This window comes from Sphingobium sp. SA916 (genome assembly GCF_002894065.1).
Lineage (GTDB): Bacteria > Pseudomonadota > Alphaproteobacteria > Sphingomonadales > Sphingomonadaceae > Sphingobium > Sphingobium fuliginis.
Genome location: NZ_LXYF01000014.1, coordinates 87,498 through 108,485, shown reverse-complemented (window position 1 = coordinate 108,485; position 20,988 = coordinate 87,498). Strand labels below are relative to the sequence as shown.

The following is a 20,988-nucleotide window of genomic DNA, read 5'->3' as shown; positions in this document are numbered from 1 at the left end:
TCAGGCGGCTCTCGACGCCGGAGCGGTCAGACTGTTCCATTGCGTCCCCGTTCGCACGACCTGGTCGACTATGGTCGATGCCCGATCGGCGGGTATGAACATCCGCGTCTTGTACTGGATGACCTCGGTGAAGCAGCCGATCGACTTCAGCCAGTCCCGCCGCGCGGCAGGAAAATCGCGCAGTTCCAGGCGGCGGCTGCCGTTCACATGCACCCAGATGAGGCGAGTCGCATCAATTCCGGGCACAGCCACCCCCTCGCTGTTGCGCGCGCCGGCGATCAACTCGGCGGGCGAGAGGGTGATCGCCATGTCGACGCCGAAGGATCGGGTGACTTTTTCGACACCGTTGGGCGAGATGATGCGGCCGAGGACCGAGTTGCCCTGGGCGTCCGTGACCCGCCAGACGCGCAGATCATCGTCAGGCAGCCGGTTCCAGACGGGAAGCAGCAGGCCGGTCGCCATATTGATGGTTTCAACGTCGATCCTGGCGCGCGCCTCTTCCACCTCGGCATTCCAGAGCGTTTCGAATTCGTGGCCGTCGATCGGCGCCCAATGGCTTTCCTTGAGGGCAATATCCCGGATGCGCTCGCGACCCGTTGGCCGGACCAGCTCCCACATGGTGATGGCATTACCCTCCCCATCCATGATGCTCCAGCTCGGCCGTTGCAGCGCGACCCGGCCCGAGCGTCCATTGCGGAGCCAGGAAGCAAGCGCATTGCCATGCTCGCGCATCAACTGGGCATAGCCAGTTGCGCGCCGCCGATAATGCAGCTCCAGACGGCTGAGCCGCGTCTCCGCGCCGGTCACAGGATCGCGGCACAGCAGCTGTTCATCAAGGAGGACGGTCCGTTCGGTCTGGATTGTTTCCACGCCCACATCGAGCGTGCCGGCGTCCCGCGCTGCGTCGATCCGCGCCTGGATGAGCGCCATATATTCCTCGAAGATCGCATTTTGCGTTTCGATGCGCAGCGCCAGGAGCCGGTTCAGCCAGCGCTGGATCGGGGGAAGATCGTCCACCAGTCCGCCGCTGTGCTTGTCGATCAGCTTGAGGCCCGTCATGTCGACGAAGGCTTTGAAGGACGTGCTGGTGAGCTTGCCCCGGTACAGCAGGTGATACCATTGGTTGAGCGCATCGCGGGCATAGTCGCTTTCCAGATTGTCCGAGGGATCGAATAAATTTTGTCCGCCAGTCTGCCGTTGCCCGCGGGTCAGAGCACCCAGGCTATCCAGGCGCCGCGCGATTGTGCTGATAAACCGCCGTTCCCCTCGGCAATCGGTGGTGACTGGCCGGAAGACGGGGGCGCTCGCCTGGTTGGTGCGGTTGGACCGGCCCAGGCCCTGGATGGCGTTGGAGGCCCGCCAGCCAGGTTCGAGAAGGAAATGGATGCGGCGGCGGTTGGCCGATTTGGAGTTGCGGTCCGCATGGTAGCTGCGGCCCGTGCCCCCGGCGTCGGAGAAGACTAGGATCGGCTTGGCGCCCGACATGAACGATTCGGCCTCGACGAGATTGCTTCGACCGCCCCGACGCTCGACGCGCTGGCGTCCGGTCGCATCATGAACCAACCGCCGCGTTCGCCCGGTCACCTCGGCTATCCGGTCCGTCCCAAAATGACGGATGAGTTCGTCCAGCGCCAGGCCGATGGGCGGGAGCGAACAAAGCTGCTCGATCATCTCGTCGCGAAGCGCCAGCGCCTGTTGACAGAAAACCGGATTGCCAAGCTCGTCGATCATCAGTTCGGAGCGCTCGGCGTCGTCGCTGCCCTTGATGATCTTCATCATGCGAACCGGGAAGGCCGTCTTGAGGTAATCGATCATCGCGGCAGTGGGCGAAAGTTCGATATCCAAGTTCGCTCGCTCGTCCGCCGACAGGCTGGCAAGGCGGCGGTCCAGCATCGCCTCGGCCGTTGTCACCAGTTGCACGATGGCGTGATGCCCGGCTTCCACTTCCTGGGTGATCGCCGCGATCAGGCTGGGCACCTTCATAGCAATCAATAATTGCGCAAAGAATCGCTGCTTTGCGCTCTCGAACCGGGACAGGGCGGCGCCCTTGGCCTGGGCGTTCAGCGCCTTGTCCTCCATGCGATCGACGATGTTGGTGAGGGCCAATACCTCGTCGAGACTGGCATGGATCACCTGCCAACCGTCGGCATATGCGTTGTAGATCTCGATCTGCTCGGGGGTCAGGGGATGTTCGAGCGGATCATATTCGACGCCGCTGAAGGTCAGCGCGCGCGCCGTGTAGAGGCCCAGAGCCTTAAGATCGCGCGCGACGATCTCCATGGCGGCGATCCCCCCCTTCTCGATGCCGCCCATGAAGGCGGCGCGATCATCGAACGAAGTGCCCGGTCCCCATAGACCGAGGCGGATAGCGTAGCAGAGATTGGCAGGGTCGGTGGCGCCGGTCGCCGAGACATAGAGGATGCGGGCGCGCGGGCGAAGATTCTGGAGCCGGACACCGGCAAGCCCCTGTTCCGATCCTTTCTGGGTGCCGAACTGGGTTTCCGTGCCCGCGGCATTGGCCATTTCATGGGCTTCATCGAAACAGATGACCCCTTCGAAATCTTCCTCCAGCCACGCGAGCAGCTGGTGGAGGCGTGATGCCTCGTCGTGACGCTGGGACCGGAGCGTCGCATAGGTGAGGAAGATGATGCCGCTTTCCATCGCGATCGAGGCGCCGAACGGGAAGGCGTCGAGTGGCTGGATATCGATGGGCAAGCCGCCGAGCGCCGCCCAGTCGCGCCGCGCGTCCTCGATCAGCGCGGCGCTCTTGGATATCCAGACGGCCTTGCGCCGACCGCGCGACCATTGGTCGAGGATGCAGCCGGCGACCTGCTGGCCCTTGCCGACGCCGGTGCCATCGCCGATGAAGAAACCCATGCGATAGGCAACGCCATGGGCGTCGGGTGTCAGCAGCGTGCCCGGTCCATTTGGGGCATGCCGTCCGGCAAGATCGCGTTCGAACGCCTGGCCCGCATAGATGATCGTTTCGAGCTGGGCGTCCGACAGAGCCGCCACCGCGCAGCGCGGGAGCATGGGGACATAGGTTGGACTTGGCGGGATGATCGACGACATCGCGATGGACTCGACGAGCTGGTCTGGATGCGGCTTTGCTTGCGGGATTTCCATCCGGGAAAGCCGCCAGGGCACATAGATGCCGATCTGATCGCCGGCGGGCAGCGGCGTTTCCCGTACGCTGTAGGCGAGCGGCTCGACCGTTCCATCGACCGCAACGACCGGCAAGGGCTTTGGCCGCGGCATTGGCGGGCGCGCGCTCGATGCGAAGAGGGATCGGACAGCCGACTTCACGGCGGGAACCGCGATCTTGGGCTTCACCTGACCAGCCGATGGCTCGGGCGGTACATTATCGGTCAGCCGGGGCGGAAGCGCGAGGATATGTGGAAGCAGATCATCGAGGCTGTTCACTGTCAGCCGGTCGGCGGTGCCGTTCCATCCCTTGTCATAGATCAGAAGACGAACGGCGATGCTGGTGCCATGTTTCGCGAAAGGACGCCCCTGTATCGTGATTTCGATCCGGGGGGGCACCAGGGCTGCGACCGCCTCATAACCGCTCTGCCCACTGCCATCATGGGCGAAGGCAGGCGACATGATCGCGACGCAGCGGCCGCCGGGCGCGAGACGGGTCAGGGCCGAGCGCAAATGGCGTGCGCCGGCATGACGGTCCCTGCCCCGGCCTTCGCTGCGCGCAAACGGGGGATTGATGAGGACAACGCTCGGTCGTTCGCCCGGCGGGAGGAGATCGTCGATGAACTCGGCATCGTGGCGGGTGACATCACGGTTCAGCGCCCGGGCGAGCAAGCCCGCCCGGACCGGATCGCGTTCGTTGAGCAGAAGCTCGGCACCAGCCAACTTTGCGAAAACGGCGAGCAAGCCCGTGCCCGCCGATGGCTCCAGCACGATATCGGCCGGCGTGATCGCGGCAGCGAGGCCGGCGAGATATGCGAGCGGAGCTGGGGTGGAGAATTGCTGCATGTCGATCTGCTGTTCGGACCGGAAGGTCTGGGTCGGCAGGCGGCCCAGCAATCCGTTCAATCTCGCGACGGCTTTGGCCGGGTGCTGCGGATCGGTCAGATCGATGGCGCCGTCCAGCAACGCGACGACCTGCGCGGTTTCAAGGGCATCAAAAGCCTCGCGGAGCGACCAGGCACCGCTGGCGTCACTCGCCCCGAAATGCACTTCCATGAGACGGGAAAGCCGCTGGCGGCTGATGGACTGTCCTGACGCGATTAGGTCAGTGAGCGCCTTTACGACGGCGGCGAGGCTCCAGACCTTCTGGTCGAGCGGATCGGAACCGGCCTCAAGGGCCGCGAAAAACGAACGGGTCATAGGGGAACTCCAGGAAGAGCGCAGCGATCAGCGCCGACGCACACCATCCACCCCCCTTCCTCCTCCAGGACGGGGCCACGGCGTGCGGCAAGGGACCGGCGCTGCGCGATGGCAGCCCCGGCCCGGTAGGTGATCAGGCGGCCTCGGAAAGCCCGTCGGCTTCGTCAGTTCCGCCCTGGTCGATGCTGTCGCTGTCCGACAGATCGTCACCGCCGTCGATGGTGTGGGGCGCTTCACCATCCTGGTCGAACCGCATCGCCTCGGGCACCCAGGCGAGCGCCCTCTCCTTCACGGCGGCTTCGACGATAATCTGCCCGCCGAACAGCTTTTCCGCCGAGAGCGAAAGATCATGCTTCTTCGATGCACCGTAGCGGTTGCGAAGCTCGACGCCGCCGACTTCCTCGAAGTGACCGAGGATCGTGGTCTTGCTCACCCGGTCGAAATAGCGCCGGGCCGTCGGGCGCCACCAGTCCGCGACGTTGATGTTGAGCTTCCGACCGAGATGATCGAGCATCGCGCTGCCCGAACCGCCGGCCGGCACCGCATGCAGGGTTCGCGCGATCGCCCAGCCAAGCCAGGAGGCACGAGCGTCGTCGCCCAGAGCGCAGAAGGCCTCGTAGCGATCGGTGATATCGGGCGAGTCGGCCCAACTCCGATCGAGGCCCTCCTTCAGCTCTTCCCATTGCTCCGCCGCCGGTGTGTCGCTTTCGAACCCAGGCATCCGGGAGTATGGTGCCGTGGCGCGCAAATCGCTGGGCAGATCATGGCGGAAGCCGAGCGTGGCATCGACCATGAAGAAGGTGCCGAGGTCGAGCGCGAAATGGGGATCGCTGGCGACATGGACGCGAAGCAGTTCGGTCTTCATGATCGCCATCTCGTCCGCGAGGCGCTGGCTGATGGGCGATCGCGAACTGGCTTCCTCGGCGGGCTCTTCGTCCTGCTCCACATCCTCCGACACTTCGCCCTCGAATTCCTCCTCTTCAGGTTCGGGTGCCGGGATGGCGTAGAATTGCTCATGGAGGCGCGGCGTGCCGTCCTGGCCGATCACCAGATAAGCAAGCGAACCGGCCTTCTGATGGTCGGCCAGGACGGGCGGCCGCTCATTGAGCGCATCATATTCCGCTTCGAGCGTCTGGATGACCTGCTGCTCCTCATCCGAATAGCCGTCTTCATCGGCATTCTCGGCGATCGCTTCGAGTTCCTGCTCGATGGCGCGCTGCCGATCTTCCTCTTCCTGGGTCAGCGGGACCGACTCTCCCTCGATCTCATCGAGGGCCATGACGTCCATATAGGGCACGCGTGTCTGGCAAACGACCCGCAGTTCGCCAAAGCCATCGCGGGCCTGTATCTCTTCGGCCGCCGCCTGCATCCGCTCGTCGGCGAGGCGTTCGAGAATCTCGCTGTCGATCCAGTTCTCATTCGCCGCGTCGGAAAAAAGGTCGCTGTCGATGCGGCCGCCGGCGGCGACATAGGCATCTCGGCCGACCAGCAATGCCTTGGGGTCGCTGCCGCGGTAGAAGCCCGAAATCAGGCGCCGGCGAATTTCGCCGCAGTTGGTCGATCCCCAGCCGTCGCCCAGTTCTTCGAACACGGTGGCCTGCCGCACCGGGTCGCTGATGCTGGCATAGGCCTTGGCGACGTCGAGCGTGATTTCGCCATCGGCCAGCGCCTCGAAAATGATATCGGCAAGCCCAGCGAGCCGGAGCCTGCCGAGCACGAAGCGCTCAGTGACCCCGAAGCGCTTGGCGACGTCGGCAGGCGCTTTCTTCTCGATCTCGATGATTGCCTGGAAAGCGCGGCATTCTTCAGCGGGCGTCATGTTCAGCCGCCCGACATTCTCGACAAGGCTGATTTCGACCGCATCATTCTTGTCGGTCAGCACCAGGACGGGCACTGTATGGTCCGGGTCGAACTTGCCCTCGGCGATGAGCGCCTGAACCTGCTTGAGGCGGCGACCACCTGCCGTGATCAGATATTCGCCCTTCTTGCGCGGCACCGGCAGGCCAACCAGATTCTGGATGACGCCTTTGGCGAGAATAAGGGCCTTGAGTTCCTCATCGGCGGCAGGATCGGTCCGCTTGCGCACGTTGGTCGGCGCGACCGTCAGCTTGGAGGCGGGAACGAAGATGATGGGTGGCTTCTGTGTCATGGACATTCTCCGGTGCGCGCCGCGCCCTGACCATCAAGTCGCAAGCCGCGCTCTCCACCGCTCCACCTCCCCTCCTGCCAACAGCAGTTGGTTCCAGTCATTGAAGGGCCGCGGTGGCCACAGCGTCACAAGGTTGCGATTATCGGTTCGATAGACCTCCCGAGCGCGCGCTGCCGCACGCTCTCCCGCCCGATCATTGTCGGCGAGGAGAACGAGGCGAGTGACGGTCGGCGGGATGATGATGTGGGCGAATCGTTCTGCACCCAAGGTTGCCCAGACCGGGATGTCCAGCAGCATTCCGGCCGACAGCGCATTTTCAACGCCTTCCGCGAGTCCGAGAGTAGCCGTCGGCGCGGCGAGTTCCACGGCTCCTCGGCCCAATGTGCCCAGGCTCCGCTTGTTCTTGGGAAAGGGAGCCGGCTGCCCGCTCAGCTGAACGAAGTTTCGCTGAATGCCAAGTAGCTTGCGGTCATAGGTGACCGCCGCGAGCATCGCGGGCAGGAACCGCACGTTCCTTCCGGCTCCAAGCGGTGTGGCGGGATGATAGCGGAGCGCCGGGGACCCGGTCATGATCCGGCGGGAAGCAAGATAACGCTGGGCTGGCGTACCTGAGAGAGGCTGAGCCTCGCACCAGAGCTTCAACGCCAATTCCCGGCGACGTGGTGACGCATCGACATAGGGGACGTCCACCGCGTGACGAGGGATTTGAAGCCTTTCGGAACGGAGCGCCTGCAGAATCTCGCCGACGTTGCAGCCTGCAAAGCATTTGAAGAGAAGGGTCGACGTACCCGTCCTCACCGACAGGCTTGGCGTTTTGTCGGGATGCGCTGGGCACCTGCACATGCCGCGTCCGTTAGACCAGCTCCCGCCTAACCGGTGGACAAGATTTTTGCCGGCGAGATCGAGGTTGATGCTCATGGCCCAGCCTGATCCCGGATCGCCGCAATGTCAGCGATGGCCCCGCGTAGATGCATGCGCGCACGACGCCGCGTCATCCCAAATCGGCAGGCAATCTCGCTGACGGGCATATGTTTGGCCATAGTGAGGGTCCAGTTCACAGGAGAGAATTTCGCGCCAGACGGCGGCCACTCACCCCGTCCCTCTCCCCTCTCCCTGCGAGGGTCAGGTGCCGCACGGTCGTCGCGTCGATCTTCTCGGCACGAAAAAGACCTCGCATGCGCGGCAAAAGATTGCCGAGCGCAACGGGCCCCGTCACCTGCAAGGCAGTAAGACCGAAGATGTTGGAAATGTCCTCGGGTGTCCGTTCTTCCCTGAAGAGACGGTTAAAGACCTGCGACGCCCAAGCCGGCACCGACCGATGCCAGCGCGCGTAGCGCGCTGACCGAAGCTGCGTCACGGATCGAGGCCCAAAGGGACGAGACGGCGCAGCAGGCTCGACGGAGCGGCACGCGGAGCAGAGCCCGGCCCCGCAAGGGGGACGCCCGCGCTTCATGGCCATGGCATTAGGGGATGACCGCCCTGCCCCGTCAAAATCATTCGCCCGGCACGGTGGCCATGGTTATGGAGACGATCATGGACACCGCCAGACCGCAGAATGTTCGAACGACCGACCGCAAGCCCCGGGCGCACGCCCATCCGGCGGCGGCACAGGGCATTTTCATGCCCCTGGCAAAAGCTCGACAGGATGGACACGGCCTATCCTGGAAGAGAGAGGGGCATTCCGGGTGAGATCGATGTTTGCGCGGGCCGGCAGTCTGCTCGGGACGCGCGTGGAGAGCGCCACGCGCCTGTCAGGCGGAGACCTCAGTTCCGTTTCGCGGCTCGTCCTGGCGGACCGCCGGACCATCATCGCCAAGCATGGGCCGCTGGTCGAAGAAGAAGGCGCCATGCTTTCCGCCATTCGGGAAACCCATGCGCCTGTACCCAATATACTGGCGGTGGAAAAAGGCCTGCTGCTTCTGGAGGATCTGCCCGCTACGGGCCAGATCTCGAGATCATGGGGGCATCTCGCCGAAATATTGGATCATCTCCACGCGCCGACAGGCCAGCCCTACGGATGGGACAGGGACTATTCCTTTGGACCTGTCGCCATCACAAATGGCAGAAGCGATAGCTGGGTGGATTTCTGGGCGGACAAGCGCCTGCGCTGTCACCTGCCCCACCTCGAACCCCATCTCGCGCACCGCGTCGCCCGGCTCGCTGATCGCCTGGCTGATCATATTCCAGGTTCCCCCAGCCCGGCCCTCCTGCATGGCGACCTGTGGGGCGGCAATATCCTGATCGAACGGGATCATGTCTCCGGGCTGATCGACCCGGCCTGCACCTATGGCGACCGGGAGGTCGACCTTGCTATGCTGAGCCTGTTCGATCAACCGCCCGCCGCTTTCTACGACGCCTGCGGCCTCACCCATGGCTGGCATGAGCGCCAGCCCGTCTATCGGCTCTGGCCGCTCCTGGTCCATGTACGCCTGTTCGGCGGCGCCTATCATCAGCAGGCCGGTGCGTGCCTTGATGCCCTTGGATTTTAGCGTAGCAGGACCAACTGCCGTCGCCCCGCTCTAAAAACGCGTCGGCGCCGGCACGTCCTCGCCGACATATTCGAAGAGAAGGCGATCGGCGCGACCTTGCCGGTCCACGCCGAAGCAGGATTTTACGGTCTTGCTGCGAAAGGCGGCTGACAGCAGTTCCGCTTCGGTCATGGACAGGCTGCCCATGAGATGAATGATCCCCTTACGGCTCTCATCTCGATCCCGCAGCTTTTCTTCCCGCAGATAATGTTCGAGCCTGCGTCGCTGCTGCCTTTGCCCCCAAAGGTAGCGGCCATAGCCGACCACCGCGACCGCCGCCGTCAGGATCGCCGACCAGTTTGCAACGATGCTGACGCCCTTCTCATAGACCATCCGACAATTGCCCCTTTTTTTTCTCACCGCGGCGTCCGCCGGCGCCAGCGGTCAAAATCAGGCAACCAGGCCCAAAAGCCCCAATGCTTGTATCGCCCCGATGCTGCACCAGCTTTATGAGGGAAAAGCGGCGGAGCGCAATTCCAGCCGCTATTCGTTCACGCTATTTCGCTGCGACCCGATAAAGAAAGATCATGCGGCAGAGGCCATGCGGGCCTAAATGACCTGGGCCATGTGAAAACCGGGAGGAAGAGTGGGAATATCGTTCGACCGCGAGACGCGCATAGCCGGCTATCGGCCCGCGACCTTCAAGAACGGTCTTTCCGGATATCTTCGCACCTATGATCCGGGCAGGCTGATCGATCTCACAAGCCTGTTCCCCTTGCGGCGCGATGGCGCCATCATGTTCGAGGAATGCCTCGATCGCGGCCTTATCGATCCCGACACCCTCAAGGTCACCGATCAGGGGATGGTCATGGTCAGGGCCAAGGTGGTCGCGCGCACCCCCAATGCGAAGGCCAGGGCGGCGCTCGAGCGCTTTCTCGATCGTGTCGACGCGCTCAACCGGGATCCCGAGGCCATGAGCCGGGTCGACGAGGTGTGGCTCTTTGGTAGCCTGATGCGGGAGGAGCCGAACGTCGGCGACATCGATCTTGCCATCGCCCGATCGTCAGATCCCCGATTCAAGGATCTGGATGACAGGGTGAAGCATGCCAGAAAGCTGATCGCCATCTATCCTGAAGCGCCGCAAAGCTGGACCTTCCCGTGGGATCGAATCGACTGGCTTTACCGGCGGGCGATCTTCGGCCCCCGCCGCGAACCCCTGCTTGCAGGGGTTCAGGATGGTTTGACCGATCTGGCCTCCCTGGGCGTTCCTTGCCGCCTGATCTACGATCGCGCGCGCGGCGGGCGGGTCGACGATCCCATCCTTCCCCGCCATCCCAGTTCGCCAGGACGCTCGAACGAGGTGGACCCGCTGCCCGAGATGCCGGATCTCACCCCGGCGACGCTGAGGCCGATGGATGCCCGATGGCTGACGGGTTATGATAATCGGGGTCGGGTATCGCCCTATGACATCTATCGTGGCTGGACCGATGACTGTCACAAGCTCTTTCCCGATTATCCCGAGCATCTGCGGATCGCGACCGACAGCGCGGACCTATCACGCTTTCCGTGGCTGCCGCGGTCCCTGAAGCAAAAGGGTCTGGACGGCAGGTCCGCCGTCGCGATCATGTCCGCTACGGACTATTGGGGCACATGCATAACGCTGCACAGGGCCTTTGCAGGGACCGAGCAAGCGCCAACACTCGAAGCCCGTTTCTCGGATCTCCTTCTCCACCGCAGCCGCAAAAATGTCGACCTCGCCACATTGCCTGAGATGGCGGCGGCGACGGCGTTGATCCTCGCGGTCGATGCCGAGCGATGCCTCCGAAGGCAGATCGAGAGCGGCACGGCACCCCACCTTACGATCCGCATCCTCAATGGCACGCTGCCCGACACCATGAGAAATTACTTCGTGACGGAGCTTGCCTCGCTGCTTGAAACCCGTGCCGTGGCGATCGAGCCGGCGCGAATTCGATCGTCGGTGAGGATCGAGCTGGCCTGACCAGACAACCTTCACTCTCGGTCATAGTCAACAATCCAGCAGTTTAGATGATCGATATCCCGACCTGTGCCTCGAACCTGCTCAGCCCCTCCGCCCCGAAAAAATGGGCGTAGCCAGGCCGGGCCTGGGGAATGCCGCCGACGAACCGCGCGGGTTCGCACCGCCAGCCCTTGCTGTGTTTCTTGATTTCTCCGTGCGGCATCCACGCGATCAGCGTCGGCGCACCGAGGCTTTGCGACGTGAAATAGGGGATGGCCAGGATCATATCTTCGTTGAAAGCAGTGACGCGCCCGATATAGCCGTAGCTGGCCTTGTCGGTCTTCTCGTCGGTCGCATATTTGCCCTTCACCTGGACCGGGCGAATGATCGTCGATGCGCCGGCGGGACGGCTGACGATCATGTCGAACCCCTTGTCGCGGCGCGGGAAATAGACGTCCCAGCCGGCATCGGCCAGCACGCCGGCCACATACATCTCGGCAAAATAATCGCGGGTCTGGGGGGCGCCGAGCGATCCCGCCACGGCCTCTTTCAACGTAACCGCTATGTCCCCTGCATCTTCGGTCACAAATTAATCCCCTTGAAGTCAGTCAATGTGTCGCAATTGTGCGGCTCGATGGCCAGGCAATATCCTGCTAATATTCCGCCATGGCAAAATCTCCCCTGGAGCGCGCGGCCCGCGCGCTTTGTAGCTTTAAGGGCCTACCGGAGAACTCGACGTTCGAAGGCAAGCCCATGTGGCAAAGCTTCCTTCCGGAGGCGCGCACCGTGCTTCACGCGGTCAAGGATCCCGGCGCGGTCGTGTCCGCTGCCGGCGGTGAACAGAATTCGACCGAAGGCGTCAAGATTGGCGCGCAAGTCGCGAGCATGACCTGGGACCGGATGATAGGCGCCATTCTGGAGGGGAAATAGTGGATTTCATGGAGGGAGAAGTCGTCGATGTTATACCGCGCCGGCTCCTGATGCGAATCACGACCATAGCCAATGATCGGGCGCTATGCGCGCGCCTCACCAAGGGAAGCCGGAATGGCATCCGCTCACCGATCTCAAGAAGCATGACCGAAGGCCGATGAGGATCTATTTCATGGGATCGCGCTCTCCCGCATATCTTTTCAGCCCTTGGGCGTGACCCAGACTTCCACGGGCGCGACGAACTTGCCCGGCGCGGGCTTGCCGACATGGACGCGGTCGGCGGTCACGCGCTCGCCGGTTTCCAGGTTGAAGGTCGCCCAGGGCTTGGGCATCCGACCGAAGGTCATCTTCTGGATCGGCTGGCCTGTGGCGGAGTTCATGATGGTTGCGATGATGCTCATGAGCGGCCCGATAGCGGCGCGCCCGCATCGGCGTAAATCCCTCGAATCACCTTCTCCTTCTCGAAAGCACGACTTGGCTTCAGCGGGGCCGACCAAAGCAATGATCGGTCCCTCCCCGAAAACGCAAAAGCGGGAACAGCGTCAACCTTCAGACGGCTGCACTGCCGGCTATCCCATTTGCGGGGCCGATCATCTCGTGGGAAGGATTGCACCACCTTCGAGCCCAAGCCAGCGCGCCATGGTGGCAAGCTCCGCCGTCAGGGCATCTCGGCTGTCGGTGGGCGCGCCAGGTTCGAGGTGAACGGAATGAACGATCAACCTGCCCTGCTGCCGGTCGGCCTTGAGGTCGGCCCGGCCCACAAGCTGGTTCCCCAGCAGGAACGGCAGCACATAATAGCCATGGGTCCGCTTGGCGGCCGGCGTGTAGATGCCTATCCGATAGTGGAAATCGAATAGCCGCTCGGTGCGTGAGCGTTCCCAGATGAGCGGATCGAACGGCGCCAGCAGAGCCTGCGCCGCGATCCGGCGCGGGATGCGCGCATCGCAATGAACAAAAGCGGGCGATCGCCAGCCCTCGACGGCCACCGGTCGCAAAACCCCCTCTTCCACCAGATCGGTGATGGCACCATTCGCCTCTTCGGGTTTCAGACGAAAATAGTCCCGCAGTTCCGCGGCGCTCGCAATCCCGAGCGCCCGTGCGGACAAGGCAATCAGTGCCCGCTGCGCATCGCGCGGCGCCGGTGTCGGCAGGTCAAGGATAGAGGCGGGCAGGACGCGTTCTGGCAGATCATAGACGCGCTCGAAGGCGGCGCGGCGAGTCGCGGTGGTCAGATGCCCGGCCCAGAAGAGCCATTCCAGGGCCTGCTTGGTTTCTCCCCATTCCCACCATCCGGGCCGGCTGCGGCTGGTTTCGAAGTCGGACGCGCCAAGCGGACCTTCGGCGCTTATCCGGTCGAGCACCGCCATGGCGACAGGGCGCCGTTCTCCGGCAAAGGCGCGCAGCCCATTCCAGCCCGCCTCTCCCCGATCGGCTTTCGCCATGCGCCAACGCAACAATGGATGAAGCGCGAGGGGCAGCAAGGAGGCTTCATGCGCCCAATATTCGAACAGGCGGCGACCCCGACGCGGCCCCCAGGCGTCCCGGTCGAGCAGTGCGCGATCATACGCCCCCAGCCGCGAAAAGGCCGGGAGATAATGCGCTCGGGCGACCACATTGACGCTGTCGATCTGATGCAGGCCCAGCCGCTCTATGGTTCGCCGGAGATGGAGCGCACCAGGCATATCGGGTCTCGCCGTACCGAATCCCTGGGCCTGAAGCGCGATTCGTCGTGCTTCGGATTGTGAAATGCGCTCAGCCATGGGCGGTGTTGGTAAATGGAGTATCCGCTGCCCGCCACCATTCATGTCGATGGGATAGAAGGGAAATCGCGAATCACGAACGCAGGGGACGTTGGATTTGAAAACCCAGCCCAAGAGGATCGGCCCCTCCTGTGAAAGGACGACCATATGCGATCGACCCAGCAATTCAGCGTGACGTTACCCAAGGATCTGGCTGCCTGGGTACGCGCCAAGGTTGCGTCAGGGGAATATGCGAACGAAAGCGAGGTCATCCGCGATGGCCTGCGCGAGCTCCAGGCCCGGGACCCTGCCATGGAGAACTGGCTTCGTGATGAGGCGCTGCCATCCTACGACGCCTATAAGGCCGCCCCGAAGCGTGGATTGTCGCTCGATGAGGTGAAGGCAGGGTTCGCAGCCCGTCACAAGCGTGCCGCCAAGCGCGACTGAGGCACGGCATTGCGCATCGTCGTCACGCCGGAAGCGCGTGATCAGCTCGACGCGACTTATGACGATCGCCGACGTTGCCTGACCGGACAGTGCCCTGCGCTTCACGGACAGGATCATCGATCCTTTCCCAATGCTGGCCGGCAATCCACGGATCGGCACCAATCGAGACGATCTTCCGCACGGTCTGCCTCCCCTTGCTCTTCAGCGGTGCGTGACAATCGCCTTCATCGTCGAGCAAGCGGCGATCGTCGTCATCGGTTTCACCTATGGGGGCAGGATTTCGAGACGTTCCTGTGTGAGGATCGCCGCTAAAGACAATCGTGGATGGAAGCGAAAGCAGCCCTTCACTCAATCACACCGAGAGGGACGTTCCCCACTCGACGCGCGACGGACAAATTGGCATCCACACTGGCTCGAATCACAACATGGAAACCTGCATATGACGCTGACGGATATCATTGCCTCGATCGCGACCGACGAAGGTCTCGCCAAGACCGACGTGAAGAAGGTTGTCGACGGCCTGTTCACGCATATTTCTGCCGCAGCCGTCAAAGACGAGGAAGTATCGGTTGCAGGCTTCGGCAAGTTCAAGGTGAAGCATAGCGCCGCGCGCGAGGGTCGCAATCCCTCCACCGGCGAAACCATCAGCATCGCCGCCTCGAAGAAGCTCGGCTTCACGCCGGCCAAGGCGCTGAAGGACAAGCTCAACGGTTGAGCGATCCCGGTCCTTCGCCACCCGGCGAAGGACCGATTCGGCGTGACAGCGTCGGCGGCGCGCCAATGTCTGTCCGGACATCCAATCCCGCAACATCATCATAGGCGCGCGAGTCCCTCTGACGCCGATCGCCGCGAATTTGCGACCATCAGAAGGAACCGCAAGGTTTCACTCTCGCCCCGAACTCACCATGCCGTCACATCCATCCGAGGCTGGTCTGTTATGGCGGGCACTCCTGGCCCGGCGAGATTCCAAGGTGATCCAGCGCGGCGTTCCGCACCGCGACCCATCGGCGACGTTCATCGCGCGCGTCGGCAAGTGCCCGATGGGCAGGCGTACCCGCCGCTTCGCACGATGCGACCCGATCAAGCAGAGCCTCGACTTCCCGGTCGAGCGCGCCATCCGTCCACCTGGCAGAGAATATTGCCTGGGCGACCTCCCGTCGCGCGGCGTCGGTACCGCGTAACCGCAGGCTGTGGCGCGACAGGCCACTCGCGCGAAGGAGCGTGCTTAACCATTTGCCGTCCCAGCTCGGCGCACTGGCGCGCAGGTCATGGCCGGCCAGGTCATTGAGCATGGTTTGCGCGACCATCTCATGATGGCGGCCCTGCGCCATAAGTTCATCGCGGGAAATATGATGAATTGCCTCGGACGCCGGATCCAATCGCCCCATTGCGGCGCGGGTTTGATCAGGCACGCCTCGCTGCGCCCATCCTCGAACACCCACGCCACCTCGATCGGATAGCTTCTCTTCGAAAGCGAAGAGGCTTCGAAATCGACAAACACGATCATATTCGTTCCATCCGCCGCCCCCTTTCGGACATCTATCCACTCTGCATGGGTCATAGATCAAGGCACGATGAAATGTACCGCAGCATTCCAAGCCAGGAAGCGGAAACGGCTTGGTCATGCTATAATTGTTCACGCAGTCGTAAAACGCGCTGGAGGCGAACGATGGATATCGGAACCGAACTTGCGATCCGCGCGGTCATTGCCGGCCTTTATTCCTCCGGCGCCGTCACCGCCGACCAGGTGCGCGCCATCATGACCACCCTCAATGAGGCTGCCGGGGCTGCGCTGGACCGCCGCGAAGCGAACAGTTCAAAGGAACTGACAAAGCTGCGAAAGGGCATTCATCAAGACACCGCGGTGTCACCATCCCCAGGTGATAGCTGAGGGATACGTCGAGGATTGTGACGACATTGCCCCTCGCCACAACTGTATCGCAAACGACGCGCTGCCCGGTCTGCCTTGGCCCGAAGTCAAGCTATCAGGAATTGGGCGGACAAGAATTTGGCAATCCGGCACCTGAATATTTCCCGAAAGCCAATTCGGTGTTCGCAGTCGGCCTCAGACGCATTCGAGACTTTCTTGTTTTGGCTGACCGCAAAAAGGATGGGATCATAATGTTTCGGGGAAATTTGCGGCGGAGCGGCAATCGGGGAACAAGATTGCGTTTACAACATTCACTTGAAGCCGGGTGAATAAAGGCTCGCGCAATAGGTCGAGCATTTACAATCCACATCAAATTGCGCAAAAAGCGCAAACATCATCTCAGATCGGGTTTGCTCACATGGCCGATGAAAATCAGAACGACATCACCGCCCTCACCGTCCAGCTTCTCAGCGCATTTGTTTCGAAGAACACAGTCTCCAGCGAAGGTCTATCCGACCTCATCAAGACCACGCGGGCGGCACTGTCGGAAAGTCCCGAAGTCGCGGTCGAACCCACTGCACCCGAATATGTCCCGGCGGTCTCGATCCGCAAAAGCCTGTCGTCGCGTGAGCATATATTGAGCCTGATCGACGGTAAACCATATAAGACGCTGAAACGCCATCTGGCGACGCACGGGCTCACCGACAAGGAATATCGGGAGCGTTACAGCCTCCCCGCCTCCTATCCCATGGTCGCACCCAGCTATTCCGAAGCGCGGCGCGCAGTTGCGGAAAAGCTTGGGCTGGGCAGGAAACCGGCAACCGGAGCCGAGACGCCCGCCGCGCCCTCCGCAATGCCAGCGCCGTCCAGCCCTTCGGCGCCGAGGTCTGCGGCAGACAAGTCACGGACAAAGAAGCCTGCCGCCAAGTCCGATGCTCCCAAGCCGTCACAGCTTGCAGCGGCAGACACGCCATCTGAGGCGGTGACGAAAGGTATGGCTTCCAAGGTTTCTGTGCCGAAGGCAGCAAGTTCGAAGGCCAAAGCCGCTTCCGCCGGTTCGCGCCAGAAGCTGTCAATCGCCGCGCCGAAAGATGAAAAGGCCTCGTCGGCCAAATCCGATCAGCCGGCTACGGGAGGCGCGACACCCAAAAAGGCAGGCAAAGTTGCTGCAAAGCCCAGGACTTCCGCGGCAGCGCCGAAGGCTGCTCCGAAATCGAAATCGTTCAAAGCCGCACTCGAGGCCGCAGGTTCGCACCTTGGCGGCGGCGACAAAGCCCCGGAATAATCCAGCTTCATGAGGATGCAGGGGGCGCGACAGAGTGGTTCTCGCCCCCTCCCGCATGCGGCGCCGTCGTGGCGTCTTGTGGAAATTAGGATCCAGTCGTGTCCCCTTCGCGCCCAATCGAAAATTCTAACGGGATCGATGTCGCTGAAGTCCGCATCCCTGTGAATGTGGAGACCGTATCGGGCCTTTTGATGAGGCCGCCCGGCGCGAAGGCGCTTTATCTGTTCGCTCATGGCGCCGGCACCAACATGCGTCACGCTACGATGGCGGCCAATGCAGAAGGCCTTGCTTCAAGAGGCATCGCCACCCTCCGCTATCAATTTCTTTATTCGGAGAAGGGGTCGAAGCGGCCGGACGCGCCCAAGCTCGCGCACGCCGCCGTTCGCGCCGCGGCTACCCAGGCTGCCTCGCTGGCCCCGGATCTGCCGCTATTCGCGGGCGGCCGCTCATTCGGAGGGCGCATGACGTCTCAAGCACAGGCTGAAACGCCCATCCCTGGCGTGCTTGGCCTCGCATTTTTGGGATTCCCGCTCCATCCTGCAGGCAAGCCGGGTATCGCGCGGGCCGAACATCTTGCCGACGTTCACGTGCCGATGCTGTTCATTTCTGGTTCTCGCGATGCCTTGGCGGAGATGGAATTGCTAAAACCCGTCGTTGCCAATCTCGGCGCGACCTCGACGTTGCGGATTATCGATCATGCAGTCCATAGCTTCAAGGTCGCCGCAAAGAGTGGACGGACGACGAGCTCCGTCGAATCAGAGGTTCTGGAAGCATTAGCCGGGTGGATTGTCTCGAATTCAAGGAGTCCGATCCGCCCTCGCGGATGACACCAAATCGCGTTCGCAGCTACCCGGACGCTCAGCCCCAGATCCGCGGGGTCCAGCTACGAACGCGCCGCTATTCGCTCTCTTCAAAGCGATCCAAATGGACTATCTACGGTTGGTGGAGAGCGGTCAGCATAGAGGTGAATCATGGATCGATCGGTAATCTTAACGGTGGTTGGAAGTGACCGACCGGGCCTCACTCGCGCGATCGCCGAGGCGGTTTATGCTGCAGGCGGCAACTGGTTGGAGAGCCATCTCTCCCGCCTCGGCGGAAAATATGTCGGATCGGTGTTGGTTGAACTCCCCGAAGAACGGCTCGATGAACTTGAGGCAGCGGTTCGGGGCATCGATGCATTGGGGATCAAGGTCGAGATAATCGCGGCGGCGGAGTCGGAAGATCAAAGCGGTCAGTCGCTGGCGATCGAAATCGTTGGACAGGATCGTCCCGGGATTGTTCGCGAGGTCACCGCAGTGCTCGCGGGGCTCTCCGTCAACATTGAAGACTTCATCAGCAAAATCGAAGGTAGCGCTTGGTCCGGCGCGCCGCTGTTTCGGGCAAGAGTGCAGATGGTGCTTCCCGCTGATCTTTCCACCGACAAAGTGCGCGAAGCACTCGAAGCTATCTCAAGCGAAGTGATGGTTGATTTCGATCGCGAGCCCGCCTCGAGTTGAAGGAAACATCAGGCCTCAAGATAGCCGCGATGTCAGTCCAATCCTCGAGAAGGGGACGCTCATTGCTGCTGTCGACCCATTTTCGTCACTCAACTTTCGCGATCGTCCCTAACAGTGCACATTCCGCCTATTCCCGGATGTGTTTTCTATTACCGCGCGGCAATCAAGCAGCGCGCGTGAGCACCGCAGAACATCGACGGTTGCCTGTTAGCCTGACAGGTTGCACTCTGCACGCCTCATGATCGAATTCCTTGCCCCTCAGCACGACGACCCGGCTTTGCCGAACGCCCACTTGCTGCGCGCCGCTCGACTGACGCTCACATATATGCTGGACGTCGGCCCCATTGGCCTGACACCGAACAAAGCGTTGAAGCGGACCTTCGTCACATGGGCGGCGGAAGCATTCGAATGGCCCTACTACACCGTCGAAGATTTGTACGCTGTCAACAAGGTCCTCAACGAGCCTGACTTCCCGCCCCTGATGCTGCTGCACGACCTGTTGATCAGTGCCAAGCTGGCACGTCACCGAAAGGGTTTCCTGCACATAACAGCAACTGGGAAGGATTTGCTCGAGCATCCTGGCAATCTTTGGATTGCGCTCGCCCACCATCTGCTGTTCGTCCTCGATCACTCCCGATACACCCTCTATGGCGACCAACTGGATGATGACTGGCTATTTTTCCTGGGCGTCTTGAATGTCGAGGCGCATTCAGGCGTCACCGATGACCAGTTCGTGAAGGCGGTATTCGATGCTGATAGCGATAACCATCGGGTCCACGCCGTGGCGTATGCCCATATCCTGCGCCCGCTCTGTTGGTTGGGCCTGCTGGACGAAACACGTTATGGTGAGCCTTACCCGATCCATAAGTTGTTCACGAAAACGAAGCTGTGGTCGACGGTCATCCGCGCCGACACGGACCAATTCCTCATTCCGGCCAGCCGCCACTAGCGATGCACGGGGCAAGCAAGATTATGGCGGCTCGCGAACCGTATTGGTTGCATAGCCGAAATTTATCCTCACTCACGTCCTGAGCGTCGGCCTCCGCGACGGGCCTTGATGGGCACTCTAAGACGGATCGGTCGGCAGAGAACTCAATATGGCGGCGATCTTTCCTTCGGCAGTGGTTGCTTCAGCGATAAGCACGAGTAATGCCTTGGCAGTGTCTTTCAGAAGTCCGTCACCAAGAGGCCGCTCACCATTGACAAATCGGCGAACGGCGCGCTCGTCTATGCCAAGGCGCCGCGAGAAGGCAGCGGTTCCACCAAATATTTGAACGCAATAAGCGAAGTGCTCCCGTCGCTCGTCGATTGAATTTTGCCCGGCCATTGTTTCCCCTTTTTTTTGTTCGCTGTTGGTAGTCCGCCACTACCTTTAGAATGAAGTAAATTCGACCCTAGCCGGGCTCTCAGGCACAGATTTGTCGTTTCCAGGTGCGGCTCGTCTGCTTTTCTATTTTGGACGGTCAGCACTGCCGCTGGTTAGCCATCGCCCACAGGCTTCCCACGAAGAGGACTATACGCTCGGTCAAAGGCGGCAATGGCGTTGCGCACTCCCTTCTGCTCAACCAGAGAAAGCGCGTCCGGTATCTTGGCCCATCTACGCTCACGCTGACGCATCTCGGGCCACACCGGCGCTTCTGTAATGACGGCCATTGGATGTACGGTCACGTTATGTTGCTCGTCCGTGGCAGCGTCGCGTTTCTTCCGGAAATAGTTCGCGATTGGATCTGCCTCGGTTCGACCGATTACCCCACCTTCTTCGAAGGCCTCCTTTGCTGCCGATGAATGCGCACCCATTCCCGGTCGTACATGGCCCTTTGGAAGAACCCAGCGCCTCTTCTTTCGGGACGTCACCAGCAGAATCTCCAATTCTCCATCAGCATCATAGCGATAGGGAATGGCTGCGGATTGAAGGGTCATAGGGCGATCTCGACAGGTTCCGGCGACATATATACGCCGCTTACCTACTTCAGGCCAAATGGATTTACGCCGCCGATCATTGAAGGGATGGATGCATTTCGGCTAGACGTACCCACATTCCTGTCTCCGCTAACAAACGCATCGCTGTTGCTTCTGCCGTCGACCCTAATCAGCCGTTCAGCCGTCAAAATTCGATGCCGAGGTCCGGACCGTCAGCAATTCAAAGCACGGCCCTCAAAGCTGGCTGTGAACAGACTGGCAGCTTCCAGTCAGCGGGCTGCATATCGCCGCCGCTCCTACCTAAGCGCGTGGTGACGGTTGCCGGTCTAGGGCAGATCTAATCCTGGTCGATTCGGACTAAC

20 protein-coding genes are annotated in these 20,988 nt (G+C 61.8%); 10 read left to right on the top strand and 10 right to left on the bottom strand.

Annotation, left to right across the window (positions count from 1 at the left end):
• From A8G00_RS03855 to A8G00_RS03845, 3 genes are all read right to left on the bottom strand, one after another.
• Positions 1-4,344 (bottom strand): strawberry notch-like NTP hydrolase domain-containing protein, encoded by a 4,344-nt coding sequence (locus A8G00_RS03855; RefSeq protein WP_253257907.1) that lies wholly within the window; start codon positions 4,342-4,344, stop codon positions 1-3.
• Positions 4,345-4,477: 133 nt separating this feature from the next.
• The gene (locus A8G00_RS03850) at positions 4,478-6,493 is read right to left on the bottom strand and encodes a ParB N-terminal domain-containing protein (protein ID WP_103000096.1); all 2,016 of its coding nucleotides are present in this window, start codon (positions 6,491-6,493) and stop codon (positions 4,478-4,480) included.
• Positions 6,494-6,526: 33 nt separating this feature from the next.
• Positions 6,527-7,411 carry a toprim domain-containing protein gene (locus tag A8G00_RS03845; RefSeq protein ID WP_103000082.1) on the bottom strand — a complete coding sequence of 295 codons (885 nt, stop codon included), beginning with the start codon at positions 7,409-7,411 and terminating at the stop codon, positions 6,527-6,529.
• A 776-nt stretch (positions 7,412-8,187) separates the two neighbouring features.
• Between A8G00_RS03845 and A8G00_RS03840 the strand changes: the two genes are divergently transcribed.
• Positions 8,188-8,982, top strand: coding sequence for a fructosamine kinase family protein (locus tag A8G00_RS03840; RefSeq protein ID WP_172451757.1), 795 nt, complete (start codon positions 8,188-8,190; stop codon positions 8,980-8,982).
• Between the two features lie 30 nt (positions 8,983-9,012).
• On the opposite strand, the gene A8G00_RS03835 is transcribed toward A8G00_RS03840, so the two are convergent.
• A complete protein-coding gene (locus tag A8G00_RS03835) occupies positions 9,013-9,354 on the bottom strand; it encodes a hypothetical protein (protein ID WP_103000080.1) in 342 nt (113 codons plus the stop codon).
• Between the two features lie 253 nt (positions 9,355-9,607).
• Between A8G00_RS03835 and A8G00_RS03830 the strand changes: the two genes are divergently transcribed.
• The gene (locus A8G00_RS03830) at positions 9,608-10,960 is read left to right on the top strand and encodes a nucleotidyltransferase domain-containing protein (protein ID WP_103000079.1); all 1,353 of its coding nucleotides are present in this window, start codon (positions 9,608-9,610) and stop codon (positions 10,958-10,960) included.
• Positions 10,961-11,003: 43 nt separating this feature from the next.
• On the opposite strand, the gene A8G00_RS03825 is transcribed toward A8G00_RS03830, so the two are convergent.
• Positions 11,004-11,525: a hypothetical protein gene (locus A8G00_RS03825; RefSeq protein ID WP_146032557.1), complete on the bottom strand. Its 522-nt coding sequence runs from the start codon at positions 11,523-11,525 to the stop codon at positions 11,004-11,006.
• A gap of 80 nt (positions 11,526-11,605) precedes the next feature.
• Between A8G00_RS03825 and A8G00_RS24705 the strand changes: the two genes are divergently transcribed.
• Positions 11,606-11,869 (top strand): hypothetical protein, encoded by a 264-nt coding sequence (locus A8G00_RS24705; protein WP_146032556.1) that lies wholly within the window; start codon positions 11,606-11,608, stop codon positions 11,867-11,869.
• A gap of 200 nt (positions 11,870-12,069) precedes the next feature.
• On the opposite strand, the gene A8G00_RS03820 is transcribed toward A8G00_RS24705, so the two are convergent.
• The gene (locus tag A8G00_RS03820) at positions 12,070-12,270 is read right to left on the bottom strand and encodes a hypothetical protein (protein WP_103000077.1); all 201 of its coding nucleotides are present in this window, start codon (positions 12,268-12,270) and stop codon (positions 12,070-12,072) included.
• Between the two features lie 189 nt (positions 12,271-12,459).
• Positions 12,460-13,551, bottom strand: a complete 1,092-nt coding sequence (locus A8G00_RS03815; protein ID WP_253257906.1) for a winged helix-turn-helix domain-containing protein — start codon at positions 13,549-13,551, stop codon at positions 12,460-12,462.
• 225 nt (positions 13,552-13,776) lie between these two features.
• Between A8G00_RS03815 and A8G00_RS03810 the strand changes: the two genes are divergently transcribed.
• Positions 13,777-14,055, top strand: a complete 279-nt coding sequence (locus A8G00_RS03810; RefSeq protein WP_103000075.1) for a type II toxin-antitoxin system ParD family antitoxin — start codon at positions 13,777-13,779, stop codon at positions 14,053-14,055.
• Positions 14,056-14,494: 439 nt separating this feature from the next.
• Positions 14,495-14,770 carry an HU family DNA-binding protein gene (locus A8G00_RS03805; RefSeq protein ID WP_103000074.1) on the top strand — a complete coding sequence of 92 codons (276 nt, stop codon included), beginning with the start codon at positions 14,495-14,497 and terminating at the stop codon, positions 14,768-14,770.
• A gap of 220 nt (positions 14,771-14,990) precedes the next feature.
• Here the strand turns inward: A8G00_RS03805 and A8G00_RS03800 are convergent, their stop codons facing one another.
• A complete protein-coding gene (locus A8G00_RS03800; protein ID WP_253257905.1) occupies positions 14,991-15,680 on the bottom strand; it encodes a hypothetical protein in 690 nt (229 codons plus the stop codon).
• A 44-nt stretch (positions 15,681-15,724) separates the two neighbouring features.
• Here A8G00_RS03800 and A8G00_RS03795 point away from each other — a divergent pair, with 44 nt between their 5' ends.
• The 5 genes from A8G00_RS03795 to A8G00_RS03775 all read left to right on the top strand — a co-directional run bounded on the left by A8G00_RS03795 (position 15,725) and on the right by A8G00_RS03775 (position 19,655).
• Positions 15,725-15,946 (top strand): hypothetical protein, encoded by a 222-nt coding sequence (locus tag A8G00_RS03795; protein ID WP_103000073.1) that lies wholly within the window; start codon positions 15,725-15,727, stop codon positions 15,944-15,946.
• Positions 15,947-16,343: 397 nt separating this feature from the next.
• Positions 16,344-17,210 (top strand): MucR family transcriptional regulator, encoded by an 867-nt coding sequence (locus tag A8G00_RS03790; protein WP_103000072.1) that lies wholly within the window; start codon positions 16,344-16,346, stop codon positions 17,208-17,210.
• Positions 17,211-17,308: 98 nt separating this feature from the next.
• Positions 17,309-18,037 carry an alpha/beta family hydrolase gene (locus tag A8G00_RS03785; RefSeq protein ID WP_216365592.1) on the top strand — a complete coding sequence of 243 codons (729 nt, stop codon included), beginning with the start codon at positions 17,309-17,311 and terminating at the stop codon, positions 18,035-18,037.
• Positions 18,038-18,181: 144 nt separating this feature from the next.
• Positions 18,182-18,706 (top strand): glycine cleavage system protein R, encoded by a 525-nt coding sequence (locus A8G00_RS03780; protein ID WP_103000071.1) that lies wholly within the window; start codon positions 18,182-18,184, stop codon positions 18,704-18,706.
• A 238-nt stretch (positions 18,707-18,944) separates the two neighbouring features.
• On the top strand, positions 18,945-19,655 hold the full coding sequence (locus tag A8G00_RS03775; RefSeq protein ID WP_103000070.1) for a hypothetical protein: 711 nt from the start codon (positions 18,945-18,947) through the stop codon (positions 19,653-19,655).
• Between the two features lie 117 nt (positions 19,656-19,772).
• Here the strand turns inward: A8G00_RS03775 and A8G00_RS03770 are convergent, their stop codons facing one another.
• Together A8G00_RS03770 and A8G00_RS03765 are read right to left on the bottom strand one after the other, a co-directional pair.
• Complete coding sequence (locus A8G00_RS03770) at positions 19,773-20,033, bottom strand: hypothetical protein (protein ID WP_103000069.1); 261 nt, start codon at positions 20,031-20,033, stop codon at positions 19,773-19,775.
• Between the two features lie 152 nt (positions 20,034-20,185).
• Entirely contained in the window at positions 20,186-20,626 is a 441-nt protein-coding gene (locus A8G00_RS03765; protein WP_103000068.1) for an NUDIX hydrolase, read from the bottom strand.
• Between the last annotated feature and the right edge of the window lie 362 nt (positions 20,627-20,988).

Excerpts from the sequence above, each read along its gene's own strand:
- A8G00_RS03810 (WP_103000075.1), top strand. The coding sequence starts at position 13,777 with ATGCGATCGACCCAGCAATTCAGCGTGACGTTACCCAAGGATCTGGCT.
- A8G00_RS03775 (WP_103000070.1), top strand. The coding sequence starts at position 18,945 with ATGATCGAATTCCTTGCCCCTCAGCACGACGACCCGGCTTTGCCGAAC.
- A8G00_RS03850 (WP_103000096.1), bottom strand. The coding sequence starts at position 6,493 with ATGACACAGAAGCCACCCATCATCTTCGTTCCCGCCTCCAAGCTGACG.
- A8G00_RS24705 (WP_146032556.1), top strand. The coding sequence starts at position 11,606 with ATGGCAAAATCTCCCCTGGAGCGCGCGGCCCGCGCGCTTTGTAGCTTT.
- A8G00_RS03795 (WP_103000073.1), top strand. The coding sequence starts at position 15,725 with ATGGATATCGGAACCGAACTTGCGATCCGCGCGGTCATTGCCGGCCTT.
- A8G00_RS03765 (WP_103000068.1), bottom strand. The coding sequence starts at position 20,626 with ATGACCCTTCAATCCGCAGCCATTCCCTATCGCTATGATGCTGATGGA.
- A8G00_RS03835 (WP_103000080.1), bottom strand. The coding sequence starts at position 9,354 with ATGGTCTATGAGAAGGGCGTCAGCATCGTTGCAAACTGGTCGGCGATC.
- A8G00_RS03805 (WP_103000074.1), top strand. The coding sequence starts at position 14,495 with ATGACGCTGACGGATATCATTGCCTCGATCGCGACCGACGAAGGTCTC.
- A8G00_RS03780 (WP_103000071.1), top strand. The coding sequence starts at position 18,182 with ATGGATCGATCGGTAATCTTAACGGTGGTTGGAAGTGACCGACCGGGC.
- A8G00_RS03790 (WP_103000072.1), top strand. The coding sequence starts at position 16,344 with ATGGCCGATGAAAATCAGAACGACATCACCGCCCTCACCGTCCAGCTT.
- A8G00_RS03845 (WP_103000082.1), bottom strand. The coding sequence starts at position 7,411 with ATGAGCATCAACCTCGATCTCGCCGGCAAAAATCTTGTCCACCGGTTA.
- A8G00_RS03855 (WP_253257907.1), bottom strand. The coding sequence starts at position 4,344 with ATGACCCGTTCGTTTTTCGCGGCCCTTGAGGCCGGTTCCGATCCGCTC.
- A8G00_RS03820 (WP_103000077.1), bottom strand. The coding sequence starts at position 12,270 with ATGAGCATCATCGCAACCATCATGAACTCCGCCACAGGCCAGCCGATC.
- A8G00_RS03815 (WP_253257906.1), bottom strand. The coding sequence starts at position 13,551 with ATGCCTGGTGCGCTCCATCTCCGGCGAACCATAGAGCGGCTGGGCCTG.
- A8G00_RS03800 (WP_253257905.1), bottom strand. The coding sequence starts at position 15,680 with ATGACCAAGCCGTTTCCGCTTCCTGGCTTGGAATGCTGCGGTACATTT.
- A8G00_RS03770 (WP_103000069.1), bottom strand. The coding sequence starts at position 20,033 with ATGGCCGGGCAAAATTCAATCGACGAGCGACGGGAGCACTTCGCTTAT.
- A8G00_RS03840 (WP_172451757.1), top strand. The coding sequence starts at position 8,188 with ATGTTTGCGCGGGCCGGCAGTCTGCTCGGGACGCGCGTGGAGAGCGCC.